The organism is Streptomyces sp. NBC_01454 (assembly GCF_036227565.1).
In the GTDB taxonomy this organism is placed as follows: domain Bacteria; phylum Actinomycetota; class Actinomycetes; order Streptomycetales; family Streptomycetaceae; genus Streptomyces.
Window position 1 is genome coordinate 7761431 of the sequence record NZ_CP109460.1, and the last position, 21193, is coordinate 7782623.

General features: G+C 71.2%; 25 protein-coding genes and 1 pseudogene. 17 read left to right on the forward strand and 9 right to left on the reverse strand.

Translation table 11 applies throughout. The features are described from left to right. Positions 1-195 precede the first annotated feature (195 nt). Complete coding sequence (locus OIU81_RS34180; protein ID WP_329154081.1) at positions 196-957, reverse strand: SDR family oxidoreductase; 762 nt, start codon at positions 955-957, stop codon at positions 196-198. Between the two features lie 270 nt (positions 958-1227). Here OIU81_RS34180 and OIU81_RS34185 point away from each other — a divergent pair, with 270 nt between their 5' ends. Then, on the forward strand, positions 1228-1920 hold the full coding sequence (locus tag OIU81_RS34185; RefSeq protein WP_329154083.1) for an ATP-binding cassette domain-containing protein: 693 nt from the start codon (positions 1228-1230) through the stop codon (positions 1918-1920). Continuing rightward, entirely contained in the window at positions 1917-3860 is a 1944-nt protein-coding gene (locus tag OIU81_RS34190; RefSeq protein WP_329154084.1) for a YhgE/Pip family protein, read from the forward strand. Before OIU81_RS34185 ends, OIU81_RS34190 begins: the two co-directional genes overlap by 4 nt. Before the next feature lie 739 nt (positions 3861-4599). Here OIU81_RS34190 and OIU81_RS34195 read toward each other — a convergent pair. Continuing rightward, on the reverse strand, positions 4600-4809 hold the full coding sequence (locus OIU81_RS34195) for a hypothetical protein (RefSeq protein ID WP_329154085.1): 210 nt from the start codon (positions 4807-4809) through the stop codon (positions 4600-4602). A gap of 319 nt (positions 4810-5128) precedes the next feature. Between OIU81_RS34195 and OIU81_RS34200 the strand changes: the two genes are divergently transcribed. From OIU81_RS34200 to OIU81_RS34210, 3 genes are all read left to right on the forward strand, one after another. Further along, a complete protein-coding gene (locus tag OIU81_RS34200; protein WP_086716166.1) occupies positions 5129-5299 on the forward strand; it encodes a hydrophobic protein in 171 nt (56 codons plus the stop codon). A 154-nt stretch (positions 5300-5453) separates the two neighbouring features. Beyond that, entirely contained in the window at positions 5454-5627 is a 174-nt protein-coding gene (locus tag OIU81_RS34205; protein WP_329154087.1) for a CsbD family protein, read from the forward strand. Between the two features lie 136 nt (positions 5628-5763). Beyond that, positions 5764-6972 carry an FUSC family protein gene (locus OIU81_RS34210; RefSeq protein WP_329155555.1) on the forward strand — a complete coding sequence of 403 codons (1209 nt, stop codon included), beginning with the start codon at positions 5764-5766 and terminating at the stop codon, positions 6970-6972. A gap of 50 nt (positions 6973-7022) precedes the next feature. Here OIU81_RS34210 and OIU81_RS34215 read toward each other — a convergent pair whose 3' ends face one another. Further along, positions 7023-7250 carry a hypothetical protein gene (locus OIU81_RS34215; protein WP_329154089.1) on the reverse strand — a complete coding sequence of 76 codons (228 nt, stop codon included), beginning with the start codon at positions 7248-7250 and terminating at the stop codon, positions 7023-7025. Positions 7251-7491: 241 nt separating this feature from the next. Here OIU81_RS34215 and OIU81_RS34220 point away from each other — a divergent pair, with 241 nt between their 5' ends. The 4 genes and pseudogenes from OIU81_RS34220 to OIU81_RS34235 all read left to right on the forward strand — a co-directional run. Beyond that, complete coding sequence (locus OIU81_RS34220; RefSeq protein ID WP_329154090.1) at positions 7492-7734, forward strand: DUF6479 family protein; 243 nt, start codon at positions 7492-7494, stop codon at positions 7732-7734. 43 nt (positions 7735-7777) lie between these two features. Next, entirely contained in the window at positions 7778-8170 is a 393-nt protein-coding gene (locus tag OIU81_RS34225; RefSeq protein ID WP_329154091.1) for a hypothetical protein, read from the forward strand. A gap of 205 nt (positions 8171-8375) precedes the next feature. Next, positions 8376-9152 carry an Fpg/Nei family DNA glycosylase gene (locus OIU81_RS34230; protein WP_329154092.1) on the forward strand — a complete coding sequence of 259 codons (777 nt, stop codon included), beginning with the start codon at positions 8376-8378 and terminating at the stop codon, positions 9150-9152. A 107-nt stretch (positions 9153-9259) separates the two neighbouring features. Then, positions 9260-9415: pseudogene (locus OIU81_RS34235) on the forward strand (proton-conducting transporter transmembrane domain-containing protein); the annotation flags it as partial. A gap of 127 nt (positions 9416-9542) precedes the next feature. On the opposite strand, the gene OIU81_RS34240 reads toward OIU81_RS34235, so the two are convergent. The 4 genes from OIU81_RS34240 to OIU81_RS34255 all read right to left on the reverse strand — a co-directional run bounded on the left by OIU81_RS34240 (position 9543) and on the right by OIU81_RS34255 (position 13087). Beyond that, the gene (locus OIU81_RS34240) at positions 9543-10514 is read right to left on the reverse strand and encodes an SDR family NAD(P)-dependent oxidoreductase (protein WP_329154094.1); all 972 of its coding nucleotides are present in this window, start codon (positions 10512-10514) and stop codon (positions 9543-9545) included. A 158-nt stretch (positions 10515-10672) separates the two neighbouring features. Continuing rightward, positions 10673-11476, reverse strand: coding sequence for a Rieske (2Fe-2S) protein (locus tag OIU81_RS34245; protein WP_329155556.1), 804 nt, complete (start codon positions 11474-11476; stop codon positions 10673-10675). A 161-nt stretch (positions 11477-11637) separates the two neighbouring features. Further along, positions 11638-11787 carry a hypothetical protein gene (locus tag OIU81_RS34250; RefSeq protein ID WP_329154095.1) on the reverse strand — a complete coding sequence of 50 codons (150 nt, stop codon included), beginning with the start codon at positions 11785-11787 and terminating at the stop codon, positions 11638-11640. Positions 11788-11902: 115 nt separating this feature from the next. Next, on the reverse strand, positions 11903-13087 hold the full coding sequence (locus tag OIU81_RS34255) for a zinc-dependent alcohol dehydrogenase (protein ID WP_329154097.1): 1185 nt from the start codon (positions 13085-13087) through the stop codon (positions 11903-11905). Positions 13088-13532: 445 nt separating this feature from the next. On the opposite strand from OIU81_RS34255, the gene OIU81_RS34260 reads away from it, so the two are divergent. Continuing rightward, positions 13533-13703, forward strand: coding sequence for a hydrophobic protein (locus tag OIU81_RS34260; protein WP_329155557.1), 171 nt, complete (start codon positions 13533-13535; stop codon positions 13701-13703). 319 nt (positions 13704-14022) lie between these two features. Here the strand turns inward: OIU81_RS34260 and OIU81_RS34265 are convergent, their stop codons facing one another. Beyond that, entirely contained in the window at positions 14023-14532 is a 510-nt protein-coding gene (locus OIU81_RS34265; RefSeq protein ID WP_329154099.1) for a MarR family winged helix-turn-helix transcriptional regulator, read from the reverse strand. 80 nt (positions 14533-14612) lie between these two features. Between OIU81_RS34265 and OIU81_RS34270 the strand changes: the two genes are divergently transcribed. The 7 genes from OIU81_RS34270 (at position 14613) to OIU81_RS34300 (ending at position 20753) form a co-directional block, all read left to right on the forward strand. Beyond that, on the forward strand, positions 14613-15782 hold the full coding sequence (locus OIU81_RS34270; protein WP_329154101.1) for a PP2C family protein-serine/threonine phosphatase: 1170 nt from the start codon (positions 14613-14615) through the stop codon (positions 15780-15782). 361 nt (positions 15783-16143) lie between these two features. Then, positions 16144-17022, forward strand: coding sequence for an STAS domain-containing protein (locus OIU81_RS34275; RefSeq protein ID WP_329154103.1), 879 nt, complete (start codon positions 16144-16146; stop codon positions 17020-17022). After that, complete coding sequence (locus tag OIU81_RS34280; protein ID WP_329154105.1) at positions 17019-17435, forward strand: STAS domain-containing protein; 417 nt, start codon at positions 17019-17021, stop codon at positions 17433-17435. The genes OIU81_RS34275 and OIU81_RS34280 overlap by 4 nt, the downstream gene beginning before the upstream one ends. Before the next feature lie 22 nt (positions 17436-17457). Further along, positions 17458-17892, forward strand: a complete 435-nt coding sequence (locus OIU81_RS34285; RefSeq protein ID WP_329155559.1) for an anti-sigma regulatory factor — start codon at positions 17458-17460, stop codon at positions 17890-17892. After that, positions 17889-18902 carry a SpoIIE family protein phosphatase gene (locus OIU81_RS34290; RefSeq protein WP_329154107.1) on the forward strand — a complete coding sequence of 338 codons (1014 nt, stop codon included), beginning with the start codon at positions 17889-17891 and terminating at the stop codon, positions 18900-18902. Before OIU81_RS34285 ends, OIU81_RS34290 begins: the two co-directional genes overlap by 4 nt. Beyond that, the gene (locus tag OIU81_RS34295) at positions 18899-20230 is read left to right on the forward strand and encodes a PP2C family protein-serine/threonine phosphatase (protein WP_329154108.1); all 1332 of its coding nucleotides are present in this window, start codon (positions 18899-18901) and stop codon (positions 20228-20230) included. The genes OIU81_RS34290 and OIU81_RS34295 overlap by 4 nt, the downstream gene beginning before the upstream one ends. 112 nt (positions 20231-20342) lie before the next feature. Beyond that, a complete protein-coding gene (locus OIU81_RS34300; protein WP_329154110.1) occupies positions 20343-20753 on the forward strand; it encodes an ATP-binding protein in 411 nt (136 codons plus the stop codon). Positions 20754-20839: 86 nt separating this feature from the next. Here the strand turns inward: OIU81_RS34300 and OIU81_RS34305 are convergent, their stop codons facing one another. Next, entirely contained in the window at positions 20840-21193 is a 354-nt protein-coding gene (locus OIU81_RS34305; RefSeq protein ID WP_329154112.1) for an STAS domain-containing protein, read from the reverse strand.

Here is a 21193-nt window from a genome sequence, read left to right on the forward strand (position 1 = left end):
CCATACTTCCCGTGAAGCCGAGGCCAGCCGTCACTCGGGTTTTGTCGCCGCGGAATGCGCGAAATTCCTTACCCGGTCCGGCACCCGTCCCGTCCCCGTTCACGGAAATTCCAGGCCATCGGCCGAAGGCTGCGCGACTGCGTACAGGGGGCCGGCGGCACACGGACGCGCCGTCCCGGGACACGGCCGGGGGCCTCAGCGGGGGAGGAGCTGCTGCCCGCCGTCGATGTCGTACGTGCCGCCGGTCAGGGCGTCGTTGCACATGAGGTGGACGGCCAGCGCGGCGACGTCCGCCGGCTCGACCACCCGTCGGATGGGAAGCGTGGCGCGCAGCTCCGCGCGCCGGGTCTCGAGCTGATCGCCCAGCAGCGAGGCGGACAGGGGTGTGTCGACGAAGCCGGCAGCGATGAGGTTCACCCGGATCGGCGCCAGTTCGAGCGCCAGATTGGCGGTGAGGGCGGACAGCGCGGCCGTCAGGGCGGACATGAGGGTCATGCCGACAGCGGGGCGCCGGCCGCCGGTGCCGCCCATGAACAGCAGCGTGCCGCCGGGGCGAACCTTTTCCCGGCTGTAGAGGGCGACGCCGAGGGTCAGGGCGAGCCGGTCCTCGAACTCCCGGCGGGCGGCGTCGAGATCCATGCCGGACAAGGGCCGGTAGGAGGGGCTGCCGGCCGTCACCATCACATGGTCGACGGGTTCGGCCAGTTCCTGGAAGAACTGCTGGAGGCGGTCGGTGTCGGTCGCGTCGAACGCTGCCGTACTGAGCGGATGAAGTGCGTGTGCGGCTCGTTGCAGCCGTTCCGGATTGCGGCCGACCAGGATGAGCCTGCCGCCACCGGCCTGTACGTGGCGGGCGGTCTCGAGGCCGATCCCCGCGCCGGCGCCGATCACCACGACGGTCTGGCCGGCGAGATCGCGGCGAGGCGGCGGACCGGGATCGCCGGGCGCCGCGGTCATGACGGAACACCGCAGGTCAGGGCCGTACAGCGGTCGGGGACGCGTGCTCTTCCCGTCATCCGTACCTCCGGACATCGCTCTTTCCTCCCATCGTCGCGCTGGAGGCCACTGATCACCTGTCGGCCGCCTCAGCGGTCGGGACGGAGGCGTGCGGGGGCGAGGGGCAGGTTCACGTGAGCGGGTGCCCGGGTGTCGCCCGCCTCACGTGAAGAGCATCACAACTGGCGTACGCCAGGGGTGAGTTGACCGATCCTGGCTAGGACTTGCTGCATGACAGCTGCTGGAGTCGACGTGGTGGCCCGCGGGGTGAGCGTGCGGGGGCCGAGAGGCCCGGTGTTCGAGGGAGTGGACCTGGATGTGCCGGCGGGCGGACTGCTGGCCGCGCACGGCCCGGCCGGCTCCGGGCGTACCTCTCTGCTGCTTGCGCTCGCCGGACGGATGCGGCTCTCCGGCGGAGCCCTCCGCGTCGGTGGGCACGTCCTGCCCGCCGAGGGGCGACGGGTACGCAGGATGGTCGCCCTCGCCCGGGCCGCGCCCGCGGTCGACCTCGAAGGACGGCTGCGGGTGCGCGAAGCGATGGCCGAACGCTGCCTGACCAGCCCCGGTGTGACGGAGCGTCGCATCCGCGAGGCCTTCGAGACCCTGGACCTCGCCCCACGAGGGGAAGACCTGGTCGAGGACCTCGGCCCGGCCGACAGGCTGCTGCTGGCGACCGCACTGGCCCTCGCCGAACAGCCCGGCGCCCTCGTGGTCGACGACGTCGACGACGGCCTGCCGCCCGACGCGCACGGACCCGTGTGGCAGGCCCTGCGCCGGGTCCAGGAGCACGGCCCCACCGTGCTGGTCGGCTGCCTCCGTCCGCCCCCGCCCACTCCCGGTCTGAGCACGCTGTTATTGCCGCGGCGCAGCCGGGACCGCCTCCCGGCCGGGACGGCCGCTGTCCGAGAGGACGCCGACACATGAGAGCCGTCAAGCTGGCGCTGCTGGAACTCCGGCGCTTCCGGGGACCGATGCGCCGACTCGTCCCCGTCCTGCTCTGCCTGGTGCCGTTGCTGTACGGCGCCATGTACCTCTGGGCGAACTGGGATCCGTACGGCAAGACCGACCGCATGCCGGTCGCCGTCGTCAACCAGGACCAGCTGGCGCATGCCCCGCAGGGCCGCCGGGTGAACGCCGGCGACCAGCTGGTCCAGCAGCTCAAGGCGTCCGGCACCTTCGACTGGCACTTCGTCGGGCCGGACGAGGCACGGGACGGACTGGAGCACGGCCGCTACTTCTTCACCATCGCCATCCCCTCCGACTTCAGCCGCAAGCTCGCCACCGGCGCCGACACCCGACCGCAACAGGCGGGCATCCATATCGAACTCAACGATGCCCACAACTACATCGCCGGCATCATGACCGAAGTGGTGCAGAACAAGCTGCAGGAGCAGGTCAACTCCGCCGCCCACGCCGCCTATGTGCGCGGCATCTACGGCGAGTTGTCGGACGTACGCGACAAGCTGTCCACCGCGGCTGACGGCGCCCACCGGCTGGTGGGCGCCACCCGCGTGGCACAGCAGGGCACGTCCACGGTCACGTCGGCGACGTCCACGCTGCGCGACGGCGCCGGGGGCGTCTCCGCCGGGGCGCGGCAGATCGCCCGTGCCGCCGGGCAGATCGACGACCTCTCCGGCCGCCTCGACCGGGCCGCGGCCGACCGCCTGCCCGGAGCCGTATCCGCCCTGGTGACCACCGCCCGGCTGACCACGGACGGTCTGGACGCGGTGCACACCGCCACCGGCGCCACCCGCAAGGGCACCTCGCGTGCCGTGGCGGACCTCACCGATCTCGCCGATTCCCACCCCGAGTTGCGGGACGACCCGGTCTACCGCAGTGCGCTCAGCCACGCCCGGGACCTGGACTCCACCGCCACCGACCTCGACGGCCGGGCCGCCGCCGCCGAGAACAACGCCCGGCGCTCCCTCCGCGACGCCGAACACCTCCAGGGCGACCTCGGCTCGCTCAGGAACGATGTGCTGGCCCTGCACACCCCGCTCCGGCTCGTCGACACCGGTTCCCACAGCGCCGCCGACGGCGCGCGCGGCCTGGTCGACGGGCTCGGCACCTTGGAAAAGGGCTCCGGGGCCCTGCGCTCCGCGGCCGACCAGGCACACGATGGCGCCTTTGACGTCTCGCGCACCGTGGACGACGGACTGCACAAGATTCCCCGCACCAGCCCCGACCAGGTCGCCCACGCCGCCGAGGTACTGGGCACACCCGTACACATCGATCGCGGCAATCTGCATCCGGCGGGGGTCTACGGGCGCGGACTGGCCCCGTTCTTCTTCGGCATCGCCCTGTGGGTGTTCGGCCTCTTCGCCTACCTGTTGCTGCGTCCGCTCAACGCCCGTGCGCTGGCCGGCCGGGTCGGCGCGTTCACCACCGCCGTCGCGGGGTGGCTGCCGGCCGCGGTGCTCGGCGCCGTGGGGGCGCTCGTGCTGTACGGCGTCGTCGACCTCACCCTGGGCCTCAGTCCTGTCCACCGCTTCGCGATGGTCGCGCTGCTGGTCACCGCGGCAGCGGCCTTCGTCGCCGTCGACCACTGTCTGCGCACCGTCTTCGGAGTGCCGGGCGACGTCCTGTCACTGGTCCTGCTCATCCTCCAACTCACGGCCTCCGGCGGGCTCTACCCGCTGCCCACCGAACCGGCGTTCTTCCAGGTGCTGAACCCCCTCCTCCCGATGACGTACCTGGTCGACGGACTGCGGGTCACCGTCTCGGGCGGTCTCACCGCGAACCTGCTGCGGGACTTCGTCGTCCTCTTCCTCTTCACGGCCGGCTTTCTCGCCCTGACCGCCCTCGCCGTACGACGCCAACGGGTGTGGACCATCGGGCGGCTCCACCCCGACGTCTCCCTGTGAGTGCGGGGCGATGCCCGTGCCGGGCTCGCGGCGAAGCCTCCGCCGCGAGCCCGGCACGTCTGCTGACACGTGATACGTGCGGCCGTCCCTCGCTCGTCCTTCGGCAGCCAATCGCGCCAGATCGTGGCCGAAGCCGCCGACGGCCCTGGGGCGCAACCGGCTGGAGGTCTCGACGGGACAGTCCGGGGCGCGCAGCACTCGACCCTCATCCAGGCCGGCGGGCCATTCCGGATCGGCCGGCAGCGGGGTGCTGACGTCACCCATCCGCGCACTCGTTCCCGCCCGGCGCAGCGCCCGCCCCGCTCAGTGGCGCAGAGCCCGCCCCGCTCAGTGCAGACCCGGCGTGCGGCCGCCGCGCGACTGCCGGCGCCACTCGGGCGACGGCCCTCCACCAGGGCCGGCCAGGCGTTCGGGGCATGTCGGTCTCCTCTGCCAAGGCAGGCAACAGATGCCGTGGCACACGCCGCAGCCACACCATGGCCACCTGGGCGCGCCGGGAATGGCCGAGCCTGCGGACGACTCGGGCAGGGCCGGCTCTCGTACGGTGACGCGGAGAACCTGACCCGCCGCCTCCGGATGCCCCTCCCACCCCGATACATGCGTCGCACCGGCAGCCCCGCGCGAACCGTTCGCACGATGTGTTCGACAGGGCCATGTCCCCGACGAAGCCGCTCGCAACGGCAGCGGAGCACAGCATGTTGGTGTGGGTGCGCCCGGAGCGGCGTCGCCGGCCTCCGGATCACCTCCAGACGTCGGGACCTCCGCCGAGCCACCTGATCAACGGGTCCCGCAGCCCTACTTCCTCCGGATCCAGGCCCGCCCGCCGGAGGAACTCCAACAGGTCGACCACGCCGTAGGCGACGCCGAGGATGTCGGTGTCGCCGTGCACACGGCGGCCGCCCGTCGGGGCCGGTGGATGAACGACGATGCGGGGCCGGGGCTTGGACATACCCTCAGCCTGCCGAGTCCCGGCACGCGCCGCGCGCGGCATAGCCCAGTCAGGGGACATCGCTCTGTCCTACCCATCGGAGCGGGTCCGTCGGCCGCGGTCGGTACGGGGGCGGCCGCCCGGCCTGTACGGACCGGGCTGGGGTCTGGAATCCGGCGAAATTCGGGCTGTGATGGTTGGTGGCCGGTCGGCCCGGGGCAGGGTGGGCAGGCCCGGGGTGTGCGGCTGGGAAATGCCCTGGATCCGAACCGAGAAACATTGTTTTCGATCGTGTGGGCGGCGCGGGACGGGGCACATGAGGGCTCGGAGGTTGATAAACATGGTTCCCCTGCTGCTCGTTCTTCTTCTCGCACTGCTCCTTTTCGGTGCCGGATTCGCTCTCAAGGCCCTTTGGATTGTCGCGGTGATCGTTCTCGCGGTGTGGCTGCTCGGATTTGTGCTGCGTTCCGCGGGAGCTGGTGGAAAGCGCGGCCGCTGGTACCGCTGGTAGCCGCCCTGCCTGCGAGGATGCGACGGAAATGACCTGGGACAGGCAATGACGTGTTGTCTGTCCCAGGTCACTTTCGCCCCGTTCCGGATTAGTATGGGTTTTGCGGAGGAATTACGGGGCACCGGAGTGATATCGCCTACGAAAGGACCGCCTCATGAGCGCCAGCGAAAAGGCCAAGGCCAAGGCTGAGCAGGCCGCCGGCAAGGTCAAGAAGGAAGCAGGGCGCGCAGTCGGAAACGAAAGCGCCGCTGTTGAAGGCTCGGCGAAGGAATCCAAGGGAGACCTCCGCGGTGCCAAGGAAAAGGCCAAGGACGCCTTCAAGGACTGATGCATGCATAGAGCTCGCGGGTGGGGCCCGGCGGAATGCCGGGCCCCACCCGCGAGTCCGGCGTCCCTCCGTCGGCAGGCGTTCGAGGAGAGGGGGACAGCGGGAGAGCGGGAGAGCGGAGAGTGATGTGAGCGGTGTGGCAGACGAGCGGCGGGTGGGTTCGACTCAGCAGAGCCGGCCGGCCCGGTCCGCTCAGTGGTGGCGGCGCGCATGGGGGTGGGAGGGCCATGAGCGTCACACGGTGCTGCTGATCGGGAAGAGCACGCTCGCCGCCACGCTCGCCTGGGTGCTCTCCTCCAACGTCCTCCACGCGCAGTCGCCGGCGTTCGCGCCGTTCTCCGCGGTGCTGATCATGCAGGTGACGGTCTACCAGTCGCTCCTGCAGTCCACGCGCTACGTGGGGGCGGTGGCCGCGGGTGTGGCAGTGCAGGCCGCTCTTGGGTTTCTGGGCGGCCCTGACCTGCTGACTTTCGCTCTGGTGGCGTTGGTCGCGCTCTCCATCGGGCGGTGGCCCGCCCTTGGCTCGCAGGGCTCGCAGGTGGCCACCGCGGCGTTCTTCGCGTTCTCCACCTATCTCTCCGCCACCTCCGACCTCGACAAGATCACCCAGCTCGGACAGATCATCCTGCTGGTCCTCATCGGGTGCGGTGTCGGCGTCCTGGTGAACGTGACCGTCTTCCCGCCGTTGCGGCTTCGCGGCGCCGAACACGGCATCCGCTCCCTCGCCGACGCGCAGCGCGACCTGGTCAGCGACATGTACCCGGCGCTGCGCCGAGGAGAACTCGACGAGGAACGCGCCGCACACTGGCGGGAGCGGGCCGACCGGACCGGAGAACTCGTCGCCCAGGCCCGGACGGGCCTGCGAACGGCCCGCGAAAGCATCCAGTACAACCCGCGCCGCCTCCTGCGCCGACACCGCGGCCGCACGAGTTTCGAGGGCTATGGCGCGGTACTGGAAGCACTGGAGCGGACGCTCTACCAGCTGGCATCCCTCACCCGCAGCCTGGACCAGTGGAGCAAGGCGGAACACGAGGAACACCACAACTACCGGTCTTTCCTGCGGTGTTATGCCGACTTCATGGAGTCCATCGCCGAGATCAACCAGGTCCTCGCCGCACTCGACGAGGACAAGCTGAATGCGCATGCCCCGCAGCTGTGCCGGCTGTCGGACCAGGCACAGCAGTGCCGCCACCGCGTGAGCGAACAGGCCGAGCAGGACGACCTGCCACTCATGGACCCGGCTCATCCGTACGGAGTCCTCGTCCTCGAGGCCACCCGCCTCATGGAGGAATTCCAGTACACCTGCGACGTACTCCAGCACCACGTCGACCAGCGAGCCACGTAGCGCAACCCGCGCAACCTGCGGGACCCGCAGGACCCGCAGGACCCGCGAAGCTAGTCGTGCTGCCCTGACCGACCTGTGCGGCGCCGCCGCAAGGCCGGACCGGCCAGGGCGGGGAACGCGATGACCCCGACCACGCTGGGAACGAAGCCGGGATCGCCGGCCCCGGACTGCAGCACGGCGGCCAGGAGCTGGGCACCGGCCAGTGCCGCGAGCCCGAGGTAGATCCATCCCGCCCAGGCGGGGTGGGCGAGCGTGGAGGGTGCGCTGCGTTGGTTCATTGTCCGCGTATGCCCTGCGACGCCCTTCTCAAGACGCCAGCGGCCCCACACACTTCCACCCAGCGCATGGACTCCACGGGGGCGAGCCCTGCGCCGGGCCCCCGCGTGGTCCCGGCGCTTGCCTCCCGGTGTGCCGGGTACGCGCCTTGAATGATGCAACAGGCTTTTGCCACCTCGCAGATGAACGTACAGCTGGCCGCTCGGCCCGGCGCGAGCGCTGTCCTGCTCACGCTCGTGGGAGTTGGTCGTAGCCCTGCTGATCGGCGCCTTCGCCTGGGGGCGGCGTGTCAGGTCCCGGGAACCGGGCCCGCCCCGCCCCGAGGAGCAACCGCGACTGCCGAACGGCAAGGCGGTGGGCGACGTGGTGGAGCGCCGGGAACCCGATGAGTTCCCACGGACACACCGGCGGCGGAAGCCGCACGAGCTGAAGGGCGACGGGATCGAGTCCCGCCCCGCCTCCGGCCGACGCGACCGGACACGGTGAACTCCGTGTCCCGAAGCGCGTGAACCGCAAAGAAGGGAAGACGATGGCGGAAGAAGCAGCCCAGTCCCATCAAGGTGCGGCCCGGGTTCAGGTGCAGGTGTCCGGCTGCTCCGCCGAGGACGCGGAGACGGTCTTCAGCGGGCTCAACTCGGTATGCACGTCCGACCGTTCGCAGGACGACGCACCTCGCCCTTCGGAAGGGAAGCGGCCGATCGTGTGGACTGCGACCGCCGACGTATCGGAGGAGCCGGCCGAGGCTGCGCCTCTCCTGCTGACGGCACCGGTTACCGTCACCCTCCAGGGCAGCCAGTGGGCGGTCGACCGGCTGCACGCGGGCCTGACCTCCGTGTTCTCGGTCCAGCGAGTCGGTTCCACGTCAGGTGACCAGGAGCGCGAGGCGCAACTGCGCTTGGTGACCCGGCCCACGGCAGCCTGAGACGTCGCGGCCGGAGGCAGGCGGCGCGAGCCCGCAGGTGCACATGCGCCGCCGCCGGCCGCGCGCCAGAGTGAGAGAGGAGGCTTTCGAAGAAGGCGCCAAGAAGGGCGGTCGGGACCATGACCGAAAGGGACGGGCCGGACACGTACCGTGGCGGCCCGCACTGGGTCCGTCCCCGCGGGGAGTGTCCTGACCCGGAGGAATGATGCCCGAGCTGCCGGATGTTGAGGGATTCCGTCGGGTGCTGGTCGCCTGTGGCCGACGGTGTGTCACCGACATCGAGGTGCGTGACGCCGGGGTGCTGCGGGGTGTCACCGAGAAGCGGCTGTGCAAGGAAGGCGAGGGAAGCCGGCTCGGGAGGGCCTGGCGGCACGGCAAGTGGTTGTTCGCGCCCACGGAGGGCGGCCCCGCTTTCGTCTTTCACTTCGGGATGACGGGATCACTGTGGTGCTGTTCCCCCGACGAGCCGTACGCCACCCATGACCGCCTCGTATTCACCCTCGACGACGTCCGTAGCCTGCGCTACCGCGATCAACGCAAGCTCCAGGGAGTGCGGTGGGCCGACGAGGCGGCCGTCGAACGGATTCTGGACCGGCTGGGGCCCGACGCGCTGGCCGTGGACCGGGCGGAGTTGACGGAGCTGTTGTCCGGGCGGCGGGGCGCCGTCAAGAGTGCGCTGATGGACCAGTCCGTGCTCGCGGGTCTCGGCAATCTGCTGTGTGACGAGATTCTCTGGCGGGCCCGGATCGATCCCCGGACACCGGCGCGCGAGCTGAGCGGCACGGAGGACCGGCGCCTCCACGCGGCGATGGGCCGGGTCCTGCGTACCTCCGTGCGCGCCGGCTGTGTGCCGCCGCGGCGTACCTGGCTCACGGGGCGCAGGGACGACAGCACGCCGCTGTGCCCCCGGTGCGGCCGGCCGCTGAACTCCGGCCGCACGGCCGGACGCCGCACCGTCTGGTGTCCGCACTGCCAGCCCTGAACGGTGCTTCCCGTGAACTGGGTGCGGGGGCACGGTGGTGGCGCTTGACGGGTGCCTGGCCGGTGCCGATCTGCTGCCCCTTGAACCACATCGTGCCGGAGGCGAGGCAACGCCACCTCGAGCGGCTGCTCGCCTACTCCACGGTCGCGCACACCGGGCTGTTCCTGATCGGCCTGGCGCAGCTCGACGCGGCGGGCATCGGGGGAGTGGCCCTGTACGTCCTGGCGCATGCCGGGGTCAAGGCGTTCCTGGCGGGCGTCACGCTCTTGGGAGCCCTGATCGTCTGACCGTCCGGTGTCCTGGCCTTCCGGTGTCCTGGCCTTCCGGGGCGGAGAGGGACGGCGAGCCGCCGTGCGGACGAGCCGCCTGTGCCCCCGCCCGGCCGACGCTTCACCCCCGCTGGTTGAAGCGCCCGGCTGCCCGTTCGTTGAGTACGCCCAGTACCCCGCGCAACCGCCGGGCGGGCGGCTGTTCCTCCGCCTCGATCCGCAGGCCCTCCGCCGTGCCGGAGCCGCCGTCGCGAGGCAGCAGCCGGCTCACCGCCGACAGCAGCCGAGTGGTGAACACCGGTGCCACGCCGTGCGCCACCGCACCCAGTTTCGCCGCGGGGGTGAGCACGATCCGCGACCGGCGTCGCTGCACCGCGGAGACGATGCGCTCCGCCGCCCGCTCGGCGTTCATCGACAGGACGGGCGCACCGGCCAGCGCCTGGAACCAGGCGTACTCGCGCCGCCGGTCACCGCCGAACCGGGCGTGCAGATGCGAGCCGGTCCGCATGAGTCCGGGATGCACCCCGGTGACGGTCACCCCGTGTGCGGCCTCCTCCGCGTGCAGCCCTTCGGCCAGTGCGGCGACCGCCGACTTGGCGCACGAGTACGGCAACAGATGCGGCACCGCCAGCAGGCCGCCGACCGACCCGACGAGCGCCAGCCGGCCGCCCGCCGGACTGCGCCGGAGGTAGGGAAGAGCGGCGAGCGCGGTGTTCAGAGCCCCGTGGAAGATGGCGTCCATGGCGTCGCGGAACCCTTCGGCCCCGAGGGATTCCGCCGGGCCGACCTGGATGATGCCCGCGTTGGCGATGACGATGTCCAGCCGGCCGTGGGGCCGCGCGATCTCGGCGAAACACTCCCGCACCGCAGCGCCGTCGCGCACATCGCACACCACGCCGCGCACCACGCAGCCCCTCGCCCTGGTGAGTTTGCCGACCGCCCGGTCCAGTTCGGCCGCGTCGCGTGCCAGCAGCACCACATCGCAGCCACGGGACAGGAGTTGACGGGCCATCAGGAAGCCGAGGCCGCGTGAGCCGCCGGTGACCACGGCGGTGAGCCCTTCGACCGAGGGAGCGGCCGGCAACACCTGCATGAGGAGCCCTTCCGTCGAGCCCTTCGCCCGCCATCGGAGGTGGCGGGCGGGCCGCACCGCAGTAGGGACGTGCGCTTCGCCCCTTCGACGCTACCCGGAGGCGCTCCGGCACGCATGTGCGCCGGCAGCGGGAGGCGGGTGGTGCGGTCCTCGCTGCCTCACCCGGCGCCCGGCAGCCGGACCTGGACGGTTCCGGCCTCATCGACGCGCACCTGGAAGGAGGGCTGCGGAGCTGTCGCCGGGCCGCGGACATTCGCGCCGTCCACGAGCCGGAAGACGCTGCCGTGCCAGGGGCACTGCACGCACCCCTCGGCGACCGTGCCCTCCGACAGGGGGCCGGACAGATGACTGCAGCGGTCGGCGAGGACGCGGATGTCCCCGCCCGTCTGGCGGACGACGAGCAGCGGCACTTCGCCCAGCTGCCGGCGCACGGCCTCACCCACCGGGAAGTCCAGCACGCTTCCCATCGTCTGCCAGGTGTCCTCCAGCAGGTGCGGTACGGGCTCCGCCTTGTTGGGACCCGCGGCCTGGCGGAACGCGAGGTGTCCGCCGAGCATCCCGCCGGCGCCCGCCGCGCACAGGCCCGCCATGCCGAGCACCTTGCCCAGCGCCGTACGGCCGCGGCCACGCTGCACCCATGACTGCGCGTACAGGCCGACGGCCACGGCAGTCGACATCGCGTGCACCAGACCGGTGCGCTTCTGGTCCGCGTGCTGCTCGGCCCAGTCCACCCAGCCCGCCCACGAGGCGGGAGCGGCAGCGAGGACGCCCACCCCGATCAGCAGGCGGGCCCCGCGGCGATGACCGGGCACGACATCCAGCACGGCGGAGGACAGCCACGCCCCGATCGGCACCTGTACCAGCACCGGGTGGAGGGGATGGCCGATGGGCAGTCCGTGCAGCACATCACGCGCCCGCCCCAAGGGAAGAGCACGCACCACCCGCTCCATCGGGGTGATCATGACGTCCAGCGCTTTGCTGCGGCCGAGCGCATCGAGGGAATGCAGGAGCGCCTCGCCCGCACGGGTGACGTTCCCCTTCACCTGGTCCGCGCTCGGTACGAAAGGTCCGCTTCCGCTGGATCGGGCAGTCACTCGCACGGTCATCCTCCTGTCGTCCGCCCTCACCTGCGGACGGCGTTTTCCTGGAGCCCGGTGTCGAACTGCTGGCCTCGTTCGTCGGGTGGTGCGTCGGCCTCGCACTCCGCACGCTCTCCCAGCGTGCCATCCGGCCGCTGTTCGTGCGCGAGCTGTCCCTTTTCCCGAGATGTCATCGTGGCGATCAGTGTGACGCGTGCCCGTGGGGCAGGGGCTGAAACGGGGGCGGCCGACCGCACGACGTGAGGAGAACGGCGGCAGCGTGGAAAGGCATCGTGGCGGGGCGAACCGTCAGGGCGTCAGCACGGTTTTGATCATGCCGTCTTCCTTGGCTTGGAAGGTCTCATAGGCCTGGGGGCCCTCTTCGAGAGGCAGGGTGTGGGTGGCGAAGCTCTCCACTCCGAGGACGTCCTCGTCATTGAGGAGCGGCATGATGTCGTTCACCCAGTGCCTGACGTTGGCCTGGCCCATGCGCAGTTGGACCTGCTTGTCGAAGAGCGTCATCATCGGTACGGGGTCCACGGAACCGCCGTAGACACCGATGAGAGAGAGCGTGCCGCCGCGTCGCACGGCGTCGACAGCGGTGTTGAACGCCGCCATGCTGTCCACGCCGGCCCGGCCCAGTACCTTCTCACCGATCGCGTCGGGGAGCAGACCGGCAAACCGCTGGGCGGTTCTCGCCAGCGGAGCGCCGTGTGCCTCCATGCCGACCGCTTCGATGACCGCATCCGTGCCACGCCCTGCCGTGAGCCGGCGGATCTCCTCACCCACCTCGTTGCCGTATTCGTCGAGGTCGAGGGTGTGGACGCCCCGGCTGCGGGCCCGGGCGAGGCGTTCGGGAACCAGGTCGACCCCGATGACTGTGCTCGCGCCCTGGTGAAGGGCGATGCGGGCCGCCATCTCACCGATGGGGCCCAGACCGAGGACGGTGACGGTCCCTCCTGGCCGGATGCCGGCGTAGGCGACGGACTGCCAGGCGGTGGGCAGCACGTCGGAGAGATAGACGAACCGCTGGTCCGGCGGCCCGTGCGGCACCTTGACCGGGAGGGTGTTCCCGAACGGGACGCGCAGGAACTCCGCCTGTCCCCCCGGTACTTGGCCGTAGAGCTTGGAGAAGCCGAACAGCGAAGCCCCCATGCCGCGATCCTTGACCTGGGTGGTCTCACACTGCGACTGAAGCCCCCGCTCGCACATCCAGCAGGTGCCGCAGGAGACGTTGAAGGGTACGACGACGCGGTCACCGACGGAGACGGCCGTGACGTCAGGGCCGACCTCTTCGACGATGCCCATGGGCTCGTGACCGAGGATGTCGCCGACATCGAGGAACGGGCCGAGCACCTCGTAGAGGTGCAGGTCGGACCCGCAGATACCGGTGGAAGTGATCCGGACGACGATGTCCGTCGGCTCCTCGATCTTCGGATCGGGCACCGTGTCGATGCGTACGTCGCGCTTTCCATGCCAGGTCAGGGCCCTCATCGCTACTCCTCACGAGTGCGTTCGCGGCGAGCCGCGCCAGAGCGCGAATCCCTACGCCCCCTGCTCCCACCATGCGATGGCCCGAGCTCCGCCGCAGGGCGGACGACGCCGCCGAGAACCTTGACGCGGGCCGACCCCGGCTCGTGGTGCCCCGTCGGGCGTCGCGCCGGCCGCTCCGTCGGGGAGAGGTGCCGCAGCGGAAAAAGTACCCGCACACCCGGCGGACAGCTCTGCCCGCAGGGCCTCTCCGGCGCACGGAAAACCTCCAACTGACCGGCGCTGATTCCGGTGGCCGGGCGTACCGTGCGACGGGAGAAGAGAAACTCCCCCGTACCGGCCCGTGAGGCGAGCATTCACGGGTGCCCGCTTTCCGGTGGAGGAAACAGCAGGTTTCGGGACCATGCGAAAAAGGTGCGGGCGCAAGGCTGTTCGGAGGTTGATGACCATGGTTCCCCTGCTCCTCGTCCTGCTCCTCGCTCTCCTGCTTTTCGGTGCCGGCTTCGCGCTCAAGGCCCTGTGGATCGTCGCGGTGGTGGTGCTGGCCTTCTGGCTGGTGGGCTTCGTGATGCGCTCCGCCGGAACCGGTGGCGCGCGCGGCCGGTGGTATCGCTGGTAGCCATGCGTCGAACGGCGCCGGTCCACCGGAATCGAGGGGTGCGGCAACAGAAATTGTTGCCGCACCCCGCTTTTCCTTTCCGACCCCGGATTACCGGTGCTATCGCCCCACGCCGGCGGGCAGGTAAGGCCGGTATCGCCGGTTGTGCCGTCCGGGTTTGCACCTCGGATGCGCCGCACACCGAGCTGGGTTCGTCCGAACGGCGGGTGGTGGAATGGCGATTTGATAACGTCGCCCGTGCGGCGAAGATCGTTTGCCCCGTCCGCGCAGAGCGTTTTCCGGTGGGGATGTCGGCTCGAGAGGCGGAGTTCAGGTGAAGCTAGGCACTGTCCGCGACGCTGTCGTCCCGGACGGAGGCGCCGCCCTCGTCGGCCGCGCGCCGGGCGAACGCCGTGTGAAACGCCTCCAGGCCGGCCGCGAGCTTGGCGACATCGGCGGGTTCCATCTGCTCCAGGGTGGCCGTGACCTCTCGGCTCCGCGCCGCGCGGTACTCCTCCAGCAGCACTCTGCCGCGCAGGCTCAGCCTCAGCTCGACCTCGCGCCGGCTCGTCGCGCTGGGACCCCGTTCGGCGAGACCCATCGCCTCCAGGCGGTCGCAGAGTCGGCTGACCGCCGGTGGACGCGAGGCGAGCGCTTCGGCGAGCGTGCGCAGATTCGTGCCCTCCCGCTTCTCGATCACGAGGAGCGCGCGGAGCTGGGAAGGGGAGACCTCCGCCGAGCGCGCCGCTTCCTGCCCACGTCCCCACAAAACCTCGAGCAGCTCGGAGGCGGCAAGGGCCGCCGCGCTCGCCTGCTCGCGGGAAGGGGACCGACTGGTGAAACGGGACACACGAACACTCTGTCACCCTGTGCGTCCCGTTGTCAGACCGACCCTGCCCTTGGCGCGGCACGAAGGGGGTCCGCGACAGCATGACGGAATGCCGCGATGCGGGTGGGGCGCTGCGCGCGTCGGCACCCTACGCCCTGCTCGACACCGTGCGTGACCACCTCGCCACCCTCTACGGGGCCACTTCGGTGCGCCTGTATCTGACGGATTACGGCGGCACCGTCCTCAGCCCGTGCGACTCCTCGGGGGACGAGGACGGCCCGCTGCCCATCTCCGGCAGCCCGGAAGGGCGCGCGCTGGGGAGCCAGGAGCGCCGCGCGCAGCAGGTGCCGCACGGGGACGCCGTCGACCACCATCTCCCGGTGACGGTGCGCGGCGACCGGATCGGCATTCTGACGGTCCGGCTTCCCGGTGACCGCTCCACCCCCGCGGTCCTCGATGCGCTCCGGCAGGTGGTCGACCAGCTGGGGCACGAGATCCTGGTCGCCGAGCGGGACACCGACGTCTATCAGCGGGTACGCCGTATCAGCCGCCTGACCCTGGCGGCGGAGATGCAGTGGCAGCTGCTTCCCGCCCGGGCGTGCACCGCCCCCCAGTACGCCGTCGGTGCCCAGCTGGAGCCCGCCTACGCGGTGCACGGCGACAATTTCGACTGGGCCTCGGACGGCGACGAGCTGACCCTCACCGTCACCAACGGCATGGGGCAGGGCGTCGATGCGTCGCTCCTGACGCACCTCGCCGTCAGCGCGCTGCGCAACGCCCGGCGGGCCGGGGTCAGCCTCGCCGACCAGGCGGCACTGGCCGACCAGGCGGTCTACGACCACTACCGGGGCGCGTCCCACGTCTCGACGCTCCTTGTGCGCGTCGACCTCGCGACGGGGCGGATGGAGATCATCGACGCGGGGTCGCCGCAGATGTGGCGGCTGCGGGGCAAGTCCGTCGAGCGCATCGAACTGGACAGGCAACTGCCCCTGGGCATGTTCGAGGAGTCCCACTACGCGGCCGAGAGCTTCACGGTCGAGCCGGGGGACCGGCTGCTCTTCGTGAGCGACGGGGTGTACGAGGCGCCCTCGCCGCGGGGCGGAAAGTATGTCGAGGCGGCGCTCGCGCGATCGCTGCACGCCACGCGTCTGCTGCCTGCCGCCCTGGTGCCGGGTGCGCTCCTGCGCGATGTGGCCGAATACCGTGAGGCGGAGACGCTGGATGATGCCTTGGTGCTGTGTTTTGACTGGTTCGGCGACGGTCTCGACTGAGCGCGGGTGACCTTCCGACCGTAGCTGCCGACCGGCGATGGCTCCTGTCGCCGGTCGCTGCCGTGAGATCACTCACCTCGGGCGGCCCGATGCCCACCGTCAGGACGATCGCACTGCCGGATCCCCGACGAGGCAGGGGCCCGCACATCCGCTCTCCGGCCGCAAAAACACCGCACCGATCCGGCCGTCCGGCCATTCCCCGCCTCGGCGGGTGAAGAGGGGCCCGCGGGTTCCGGGGCTTGATCGTGCTCGATAACATTTGCCGGAAGGCAACTATTGACGCACGCGGCTCGGCCCGGCCGCCCCTCGGACGAGCAGTCCGCCGGGCACCACGGGCCGGCCGGACCGAAAGGACAACGAGTTGGTTTCCGCTGAGGCTGCCGCACGCGAGCGCGTCACGAGCGTGCTGCGCGAAGAGGCCGATGAGATCTCGGACCGCTGGGTGCAGTTGCAGCTGGCGCAGCCGTCGCTGAACGGGGAAGTGAGCGAGGCCGAGCTCGGTGAGGAGGCCGACGCCCTGGTCGGCGCCCTGCTGTCCGGCCTGGATCTCGGGCTCCCGGTCGAGCGCGTGGTCTCCTCCCACGAGGAGATGCACCGGACGGTGTCCGAGATCTCCATGCGCCGTGCCCGCCGGGGTGTCTCGCCCACCGCGACTTCCCTGGCGGTGCTGTCGCTGAAGGAAGCCCTGCTGGAGGCCGTCCAGCGGCGGACTCGCGAGGGGGAGGACCTCTTCCGCAGCGCGGTGCTGATCAACCGGCTGCTGGACAGCGCCGGTGCGCTCGCGTTCGAGATCTTCGTCGAGGGCCGCGAGGAGATCATCCGCCGGCAGAGCCAGCAGCTGCTTGAGGTGTCCACGCCGGTCGTCAGGTTGTGGCGTCAGGTCCTGGCCGTCCCCCTCATCGGCACACTCGACACCGCACGCACCCAGGTGGTGATGGAGAACCTTCTCCAGGCCATCCAGGAGCACGAGGCGCTGGTCGCCATCATCGACATCACCGGCGTGCCCACCGTCGACACCGCTGTCGCCCAGCACCTGATGCACACCGTCAACGCGGTGCGTCTGATGGGCGCGGACTGCGTCATCAGCGGCATCCGGCCGCCCATCGCCCAGACCATCGCGCAACTCGGGATCGACTTGTCGACGATCCTGACCCGCGCCACCCTCGCCGACGCCCTCGGCGAGGCCGTGAAGCTCACCGAGGCCGCCGCGTCGGACCACGCGCCGCTGGACAAGCGATGAGCACCCCCGCCTCGGGCAGTGTCCCGATCCTGCGTCTGGGGGACGTGCTGGTCACGGGCCTCCTCAATGAACTCGATGACAAGACCGCCGTGGCGTTCACCGAGGAGCTCACCAGCCGGATCAGCAGGGACGGCGCCCGCGGTGTGCTCATCGACATCTCCCGGTTGGAGATCGTCGACTCCTTCGTGGCCCGTACGTTGATGGAGCTGACCACCATGGCGCGGCTGCTGGGCGCCCGGGTGATCGTTGCCGGGATGCGGCCGCCGGTCGCCATCACCCTGGTCGAGCTCGGGATCCAGCTCACCGGGGTGGAGACGGCACTCAATGCGGAGCAAGGAATGGCTGCGATGGGCTGGCGCCAGAGTCCGCAAGCATCCGGAGGGGGCCTGGGTGAGTTCCACCCGGAACACTGACCACGCGGTGGCGCTCGCCCCCATGGGGACCGACGCCGCCGACCGCCGGGTGAATCCGGACCGGACGGTCCACCACGTGCGCACCGAAGAAGACCTGCTGACCGTCCGGCACGCCGTGCGGGCGGCCACCCTGCGTGCCGGATTCAGCATCGTCGACCAGACACGGGTGGTCACCGCCGCCAGTGAGCTGGCGCGCAACGCCTACATCCACGGCGGAGGGGGCACCGTGACCATCGACCATCTGACGCTGGGGGGAAACGCCGGGCTGCGTCTGACGGTCAAGGACGACGGTCCGGGCATCCTGGACACCGACACGGCGCTGGCCGACGGCTTCACCACCGGCGCGGGACTCGGTCACGGCCTGGGAGGCGCCCGACGCCTGATGAACGACTTCGCACTGCACACCGAGCCCGGGCAGGGCACGACCGTGATCGCCACACGGTGGGCGGGGCGGTGACGTCCCCCGAGAGCGCGCCGACCGCACACATCGCGGTGGACCACTACAGCGCCGTCCATCTCGCCGCCGAGACCGCCCGTGCGGTCGCCGGGCGCTGCCGCCTGCCCGGCGCCCTGCCCGACCAGGCCGCCGTCATCGCCTCGGAACTGGCCAGCAACCTGGCCAAACACGCGAGCGGCGGCTCGCTGTACCTCCAGCCCCTGCCCCTGGGCGGGGGGATGGAGATCGTCGCCGTGGACCGCGGGCCCGGCATCGTCGAACTGCAGCGGTGCCTCGCCGACGGCTACACCACCAGCAACACCCTCGGTGCCGGGCTGGGCGCCGTGCAGCGGATAGCCACCGCCCTCACCATCCGTACGGAGCCCGGGGCCGGCACCCTCGTCTGCGCACGCCTCATCGGGCCCGACGCCACCGCCCCGGCCGGCCAGGAGGTGGGCGTCGTCTGTCTGCCGGCGGACGGCGAGCAGGTCAGCGGCGACGCCTGCGCCGTCGTCGACCACGGCACCGCCCGCACCGCGGTCGTGGTCGACGGCCTCGGTCACGGCCCGCCGGCGGCCGAGGCCGCCCAGACGGCCCTTCGTTCCTTCCACCGGGCACCGGACCTTCCCCTGCCCGAACTCCTCACGGCCCTCCATCGGGCGCTGCGCCGCACCCGGGGCGCGGCGGTGGGCCTGCTGCGCCTGCACCCCGGCCGTGCGGAGTACAGCGGCGTCGGCAATGTCCGTGTCCTGACGCTGACTCCGCTCGACGTGGGCCACCGCCTGACCGGCCAGCCCGGTATAGCCGGTATGAACATGGCGACGCCGCAGGTGCGGGCCTTTCCCGTACCGCCCGGCGCCACCGCGGTGCTCCACTCCGACGGCATCGACCAGCGATGGGCCCGGTCGCCCTCGGCCTTCGTGCACCGGCTGCCGCCGTTCCTCCTTGCCGCCTCCCTCGCCCACAGCCACCGCCTCAGCCGCGACGACGCGACCGTGATCGCGGCCCGACCCAGCCAGAGACTCCCGTGAGCCCCCACACCTTCCACACCCTGCCGAGCCTGCGCCGAGCCGTCCGCGGGATCTGCCGAGCGCACCGGCTGTTGTCCCGCAACGGGGCCCGTCTGGTGCTGTCCGTGTCCCGGGTGGCCACGGCCGCCTTCGACGCCGGCGGCTCCGTCCGCCTGGAGGCCGTCGAGTACACCGCGCCCGGTGGCAAGTCGCTGCTGGCCGTGGTGCTGCAGGCCGGACCGGCACCGGCGTCGCCGAGCCCGGCCGACTTGCCGCTGCCCGGGCAGGCCGCGCCCGACGGCACCGTTGCCTGGCACCTCCCTCTCGGCGAAGGGGCGGGCCCCGGGGAGGGCCCGCCGCCCTCCGCCGCGCTGCCCGCGCCCCAGGGAGCCGCGCCGGCCCCGGGAGGTACCCGCGAGGCGGCGGCCGCCGAGGTGTACGAGGCGGAGATCGCGGCGCTCGAAAGCGATCTCGGTGTCGCGCTCTCCCGCGTCGACACCCTCAGCACCGAACTGCACCGGCTCAAGGACGAACTCGCCGAGACCAACAGCGGCGTGCTCGCCCTCTACGTCCAACTGGAGGAGAGGGACGAGCAGTTGCGCCGGGCGCACGGGCAGATCCTGCGTGAGCTGGAGGACGCGCTACGGCCCCCGCCGATCGCCGCCAGCGGTATGGATCTCGCCGTTCACTACGCGCCGGCCGATCCGCACGCACCCACGGGAGGCGACTTCTACGACTGGCTCCTGCTTCCCGACGGCACGGTGCACATCACGGTCGTGGACGCGCTGGGCCACGGCGTGCGCAGTACCCGCAGTGCGCTCAATGTCACGCACGCCGTGCGCACGCTGGCCCTCGAAGGTCATCCGCTGGAATCCATCGTGGCCCGTACGCACGACATCCTCGTGCCGTTCGACCCCGAGATCATGGCCACCGTCCTGCTTGCCCGGATTCACCCCGAAACCGGCGCACTGCGTCTGGCCAACGGCAGCCACCCGCCGGCCCTGGTCGTCCGCGCCGACGGGAGCGCCGACTACCTGGAGCTCCGCGGCCGGGGCATCGGGTTCCCGCTTCCCGGAAGCGAGTCCGTGCTGGCGGACACCCTGCACGAGGGCGACCTCCTCATGCTCTACACCGACGGCCTGACCGAGAGCCGACGGGACCCCATCGAAGGTGAGGCGCGACTCGTCAAGAGCGCCCAGGCCCATGCCCGGCGCCCGGTGCGTGAGATCCCCGGCGCCGTCGCGGAGGACATGCACACCGTTATCCTGCATCCGGACGACACACTCGCCCTGGCTGTTCGCCGGGCGGAGAAACCACAGCGCGGACACCCCCTGGCGGGGCAGCCTTGAGCACCGCGGACGACAGCGGACCGAACACGCCCTTTTCCCGCTCGATTGTCTGGGTAGACGCCTCTCGGACAGCAGCCGGGAACAGGACCCGACGAACGGGGGGACGAAGGCCATGCAACGACGGCTAGCGATTGACGACCACCCGTCACAGCAGGTGCAGCGTGTCTGCCGGCCGGATTCCGCGGCGGACGCCCGCGATTTCGTCCGGAGCTTCGCCGCGCTGCTCTGCCCCGAGCCACCGGCACTGACCACCCAGAACCTGCTGCTCCTGGTGTCCGAGCTGGTCGCCAACGCGCTGCGGCACGCCGGCGCCGTCACGGCCCTGCACCTCCGCGCGGACCGCGAGCGCATCGAGGTGTGCGTCGAGGACCCCAGCCCCACGCCTCCACAAGAGCGCAGCCCCGACCTGTCCGGCAGCCACGGCGGCTTCGGCTGGCCGATGGTGCACACGCTGGCCCTCGCCGTCACGGTCCTCCCGGGGGCCGGCGGCGGCAAGACGGTCCAGGCGGTCCTGGCGCGCTGAGGTGTGGCGCGAGGCCGCGGAACCACCGGCTGTCGCGGGCGAGGCGTTCGCGGAGCGGATGAGGACTGAGGGAGCTGAGGAAAGAGCTAGCCTTCGCGGTCGCCGCTGCCGGCTCCGAGGGGGGTGGACGGCTCGGCGTCGATGGCCTGCGCCACGGACGCGTGCAGCGGCAGGACGGTGTCGAGCCCGGTGAGGGTGAAGAGCCGTTCCAAAACGGTGGAGGGTGCCGCGAGGCGCAGGGCCGGGCCCAGCGCGCTGTGCGCCTGGAGCAGGACATTGACCGTGGTGGAGTCGGCGAATGTGACCGCTGACAGGTCGACGACGACCGGGGCGACGCCGTCCTCGGCCGCCTGCCGCAGGGTCTCGCTCAGCGGCGCGATGTTGTCGAGATCGAGGTGTCCCGTGACGGCGACGACAAGAGCGTTCCGCTCCTGCCGCAC

Excerpts from the sequence above, each read along its gene's own strand:
- OIU81_RS34240 (WP_329154094.1), bottom strand. The coding sequence starts at position 10,514 with ATGCAGGTGTTGCCGGCCGCTCCCTCGGTCGAAGGGCTCACCGCCGTG.
- OIU81_RS34200 (WP_086716166.1), top strand. The coding sequence starts at position 5,129 with ATGGTTCCCCTGCTGCTCGTTCTTCTTCTCGCACTGCTCCTTTTCGGT.
- OIU81_RS34195 (WP_329154085.1), bottom strand. The coding sequence starts at position 4,809 with ATGTCCAAGCCCCGGCCCCGCATCGTCGTTCATCCACCGGCCCCGACG.
- OIU81_RS34300 (WP_329154110.1), top strand. The coding sequence starts at position 20,343 with ATGCAACGACGGCTAGCGATTGACGACCACCCGTCACAGCAGGTGCAG.
- OIU81_RS34190 (WP_329154084.1), top strand. The coding sequence starts at position 1,917 with ATGAGAGCCGTCAAGCTGGCGCTGCTGGAACTCCGGCGCTTCCGGGGA.
- OIU81_RS34225 (WP_329154091.1), top strand. The coding sequence starts at position 7,778 with ATGGCGGAAGAAGCAGCCCAGTCCCATCAAGGTGCGGCCCGGGTTCAG.
- OIU81_RS34280 (WP_329154105.1), top strand. The coding sequence starts at position 17,019 with ATGAGCACCCCCGCCTCGGGCAGTGTCCCGATCCTGCGTCTGGGGGAC.
- OIU81_RS34185 (WP_329154083.1), top strand. The coding sequence starts at position 1,228 with ATGACAGCTGCTGGAGTCGACGTGGTGGCCCGCGGGGTGAGCGTGCGG.
- OIU81_RS34260 (WP_329155557.1), top strand. The coding sequence starts at position 13,533 with ATGGTTCCCCTGCTCCTCGTCCTGCTCCTCGCTCTCCTGCTTTTCGGT.
- OIU81_RS34255 (WP_329154097.1), bottom strand. The coding sequence starts at position 13,087 with ATGAGGGCCCTGACCTGGCATGGAAAGCGCGACGTACGCATCGACACG.
- OIU81_RS34270 (WP_329154101.1), top strand. The coding sequence starts at position 14,613 with ATGACGGAATGCCGCGATGCGGGTGGGGCGCTGCGCGCGTCGGCACCC.
- OIU81_RS34230 (WP_329154092.1), top strand. The coding sequence starts at position 8,376 with ATGCCCGAGCTGCCGGATGTTGAGGGATTCCGTCGGGTGCTGGTCGCC.
- OIU81_RS34215 (WP_329154089.1), bottom strand. The coding sequence starts at position 7,250 with ATGAACCAACGCAGCGCACCCTCCACGCTCGCCCACCCCGCCTGGGCG.
- OIU81_RS34180 (WP_329154081.1), bottom strand. The coding sequence starts at position 957 with ATGACCGCGGCGCCCGGCGATCCCGGTCCGCCGCCTCGCCGCGATCTC.
- OIU81_RS34205 (WP_329154087.1), top strand. The coding sequence starts at position 5,454 with ATGAGCGCCAGCGAAAAGGCCAAGGCCAAGGCTGAGCAGGCCGCCGGC.
- OIU81_RS34245 (WP_329155556.1), bottom strand. The coding sequence starts at position 11,476 with ATGATCACCCCGATGGAGCGGGTGGTGCGTGCTCTTCCCTTGGGGCGG.
- OIU81_RS34285 (WP_329155559.1), top strand. The coding sequence starts at position 17,458 with ATGGGGACCGACGCCGCCGACCGCCGGGTGAATCCGGACCGGACGGTC.
- OIU81_RS34250 (WP_329154095.1), bottom strand. The coding sequence starts at position 11,787 with ATGACATCTCGGGAAAAGGGACAGCTCGCGCACGAACAGCGGCCGGAT.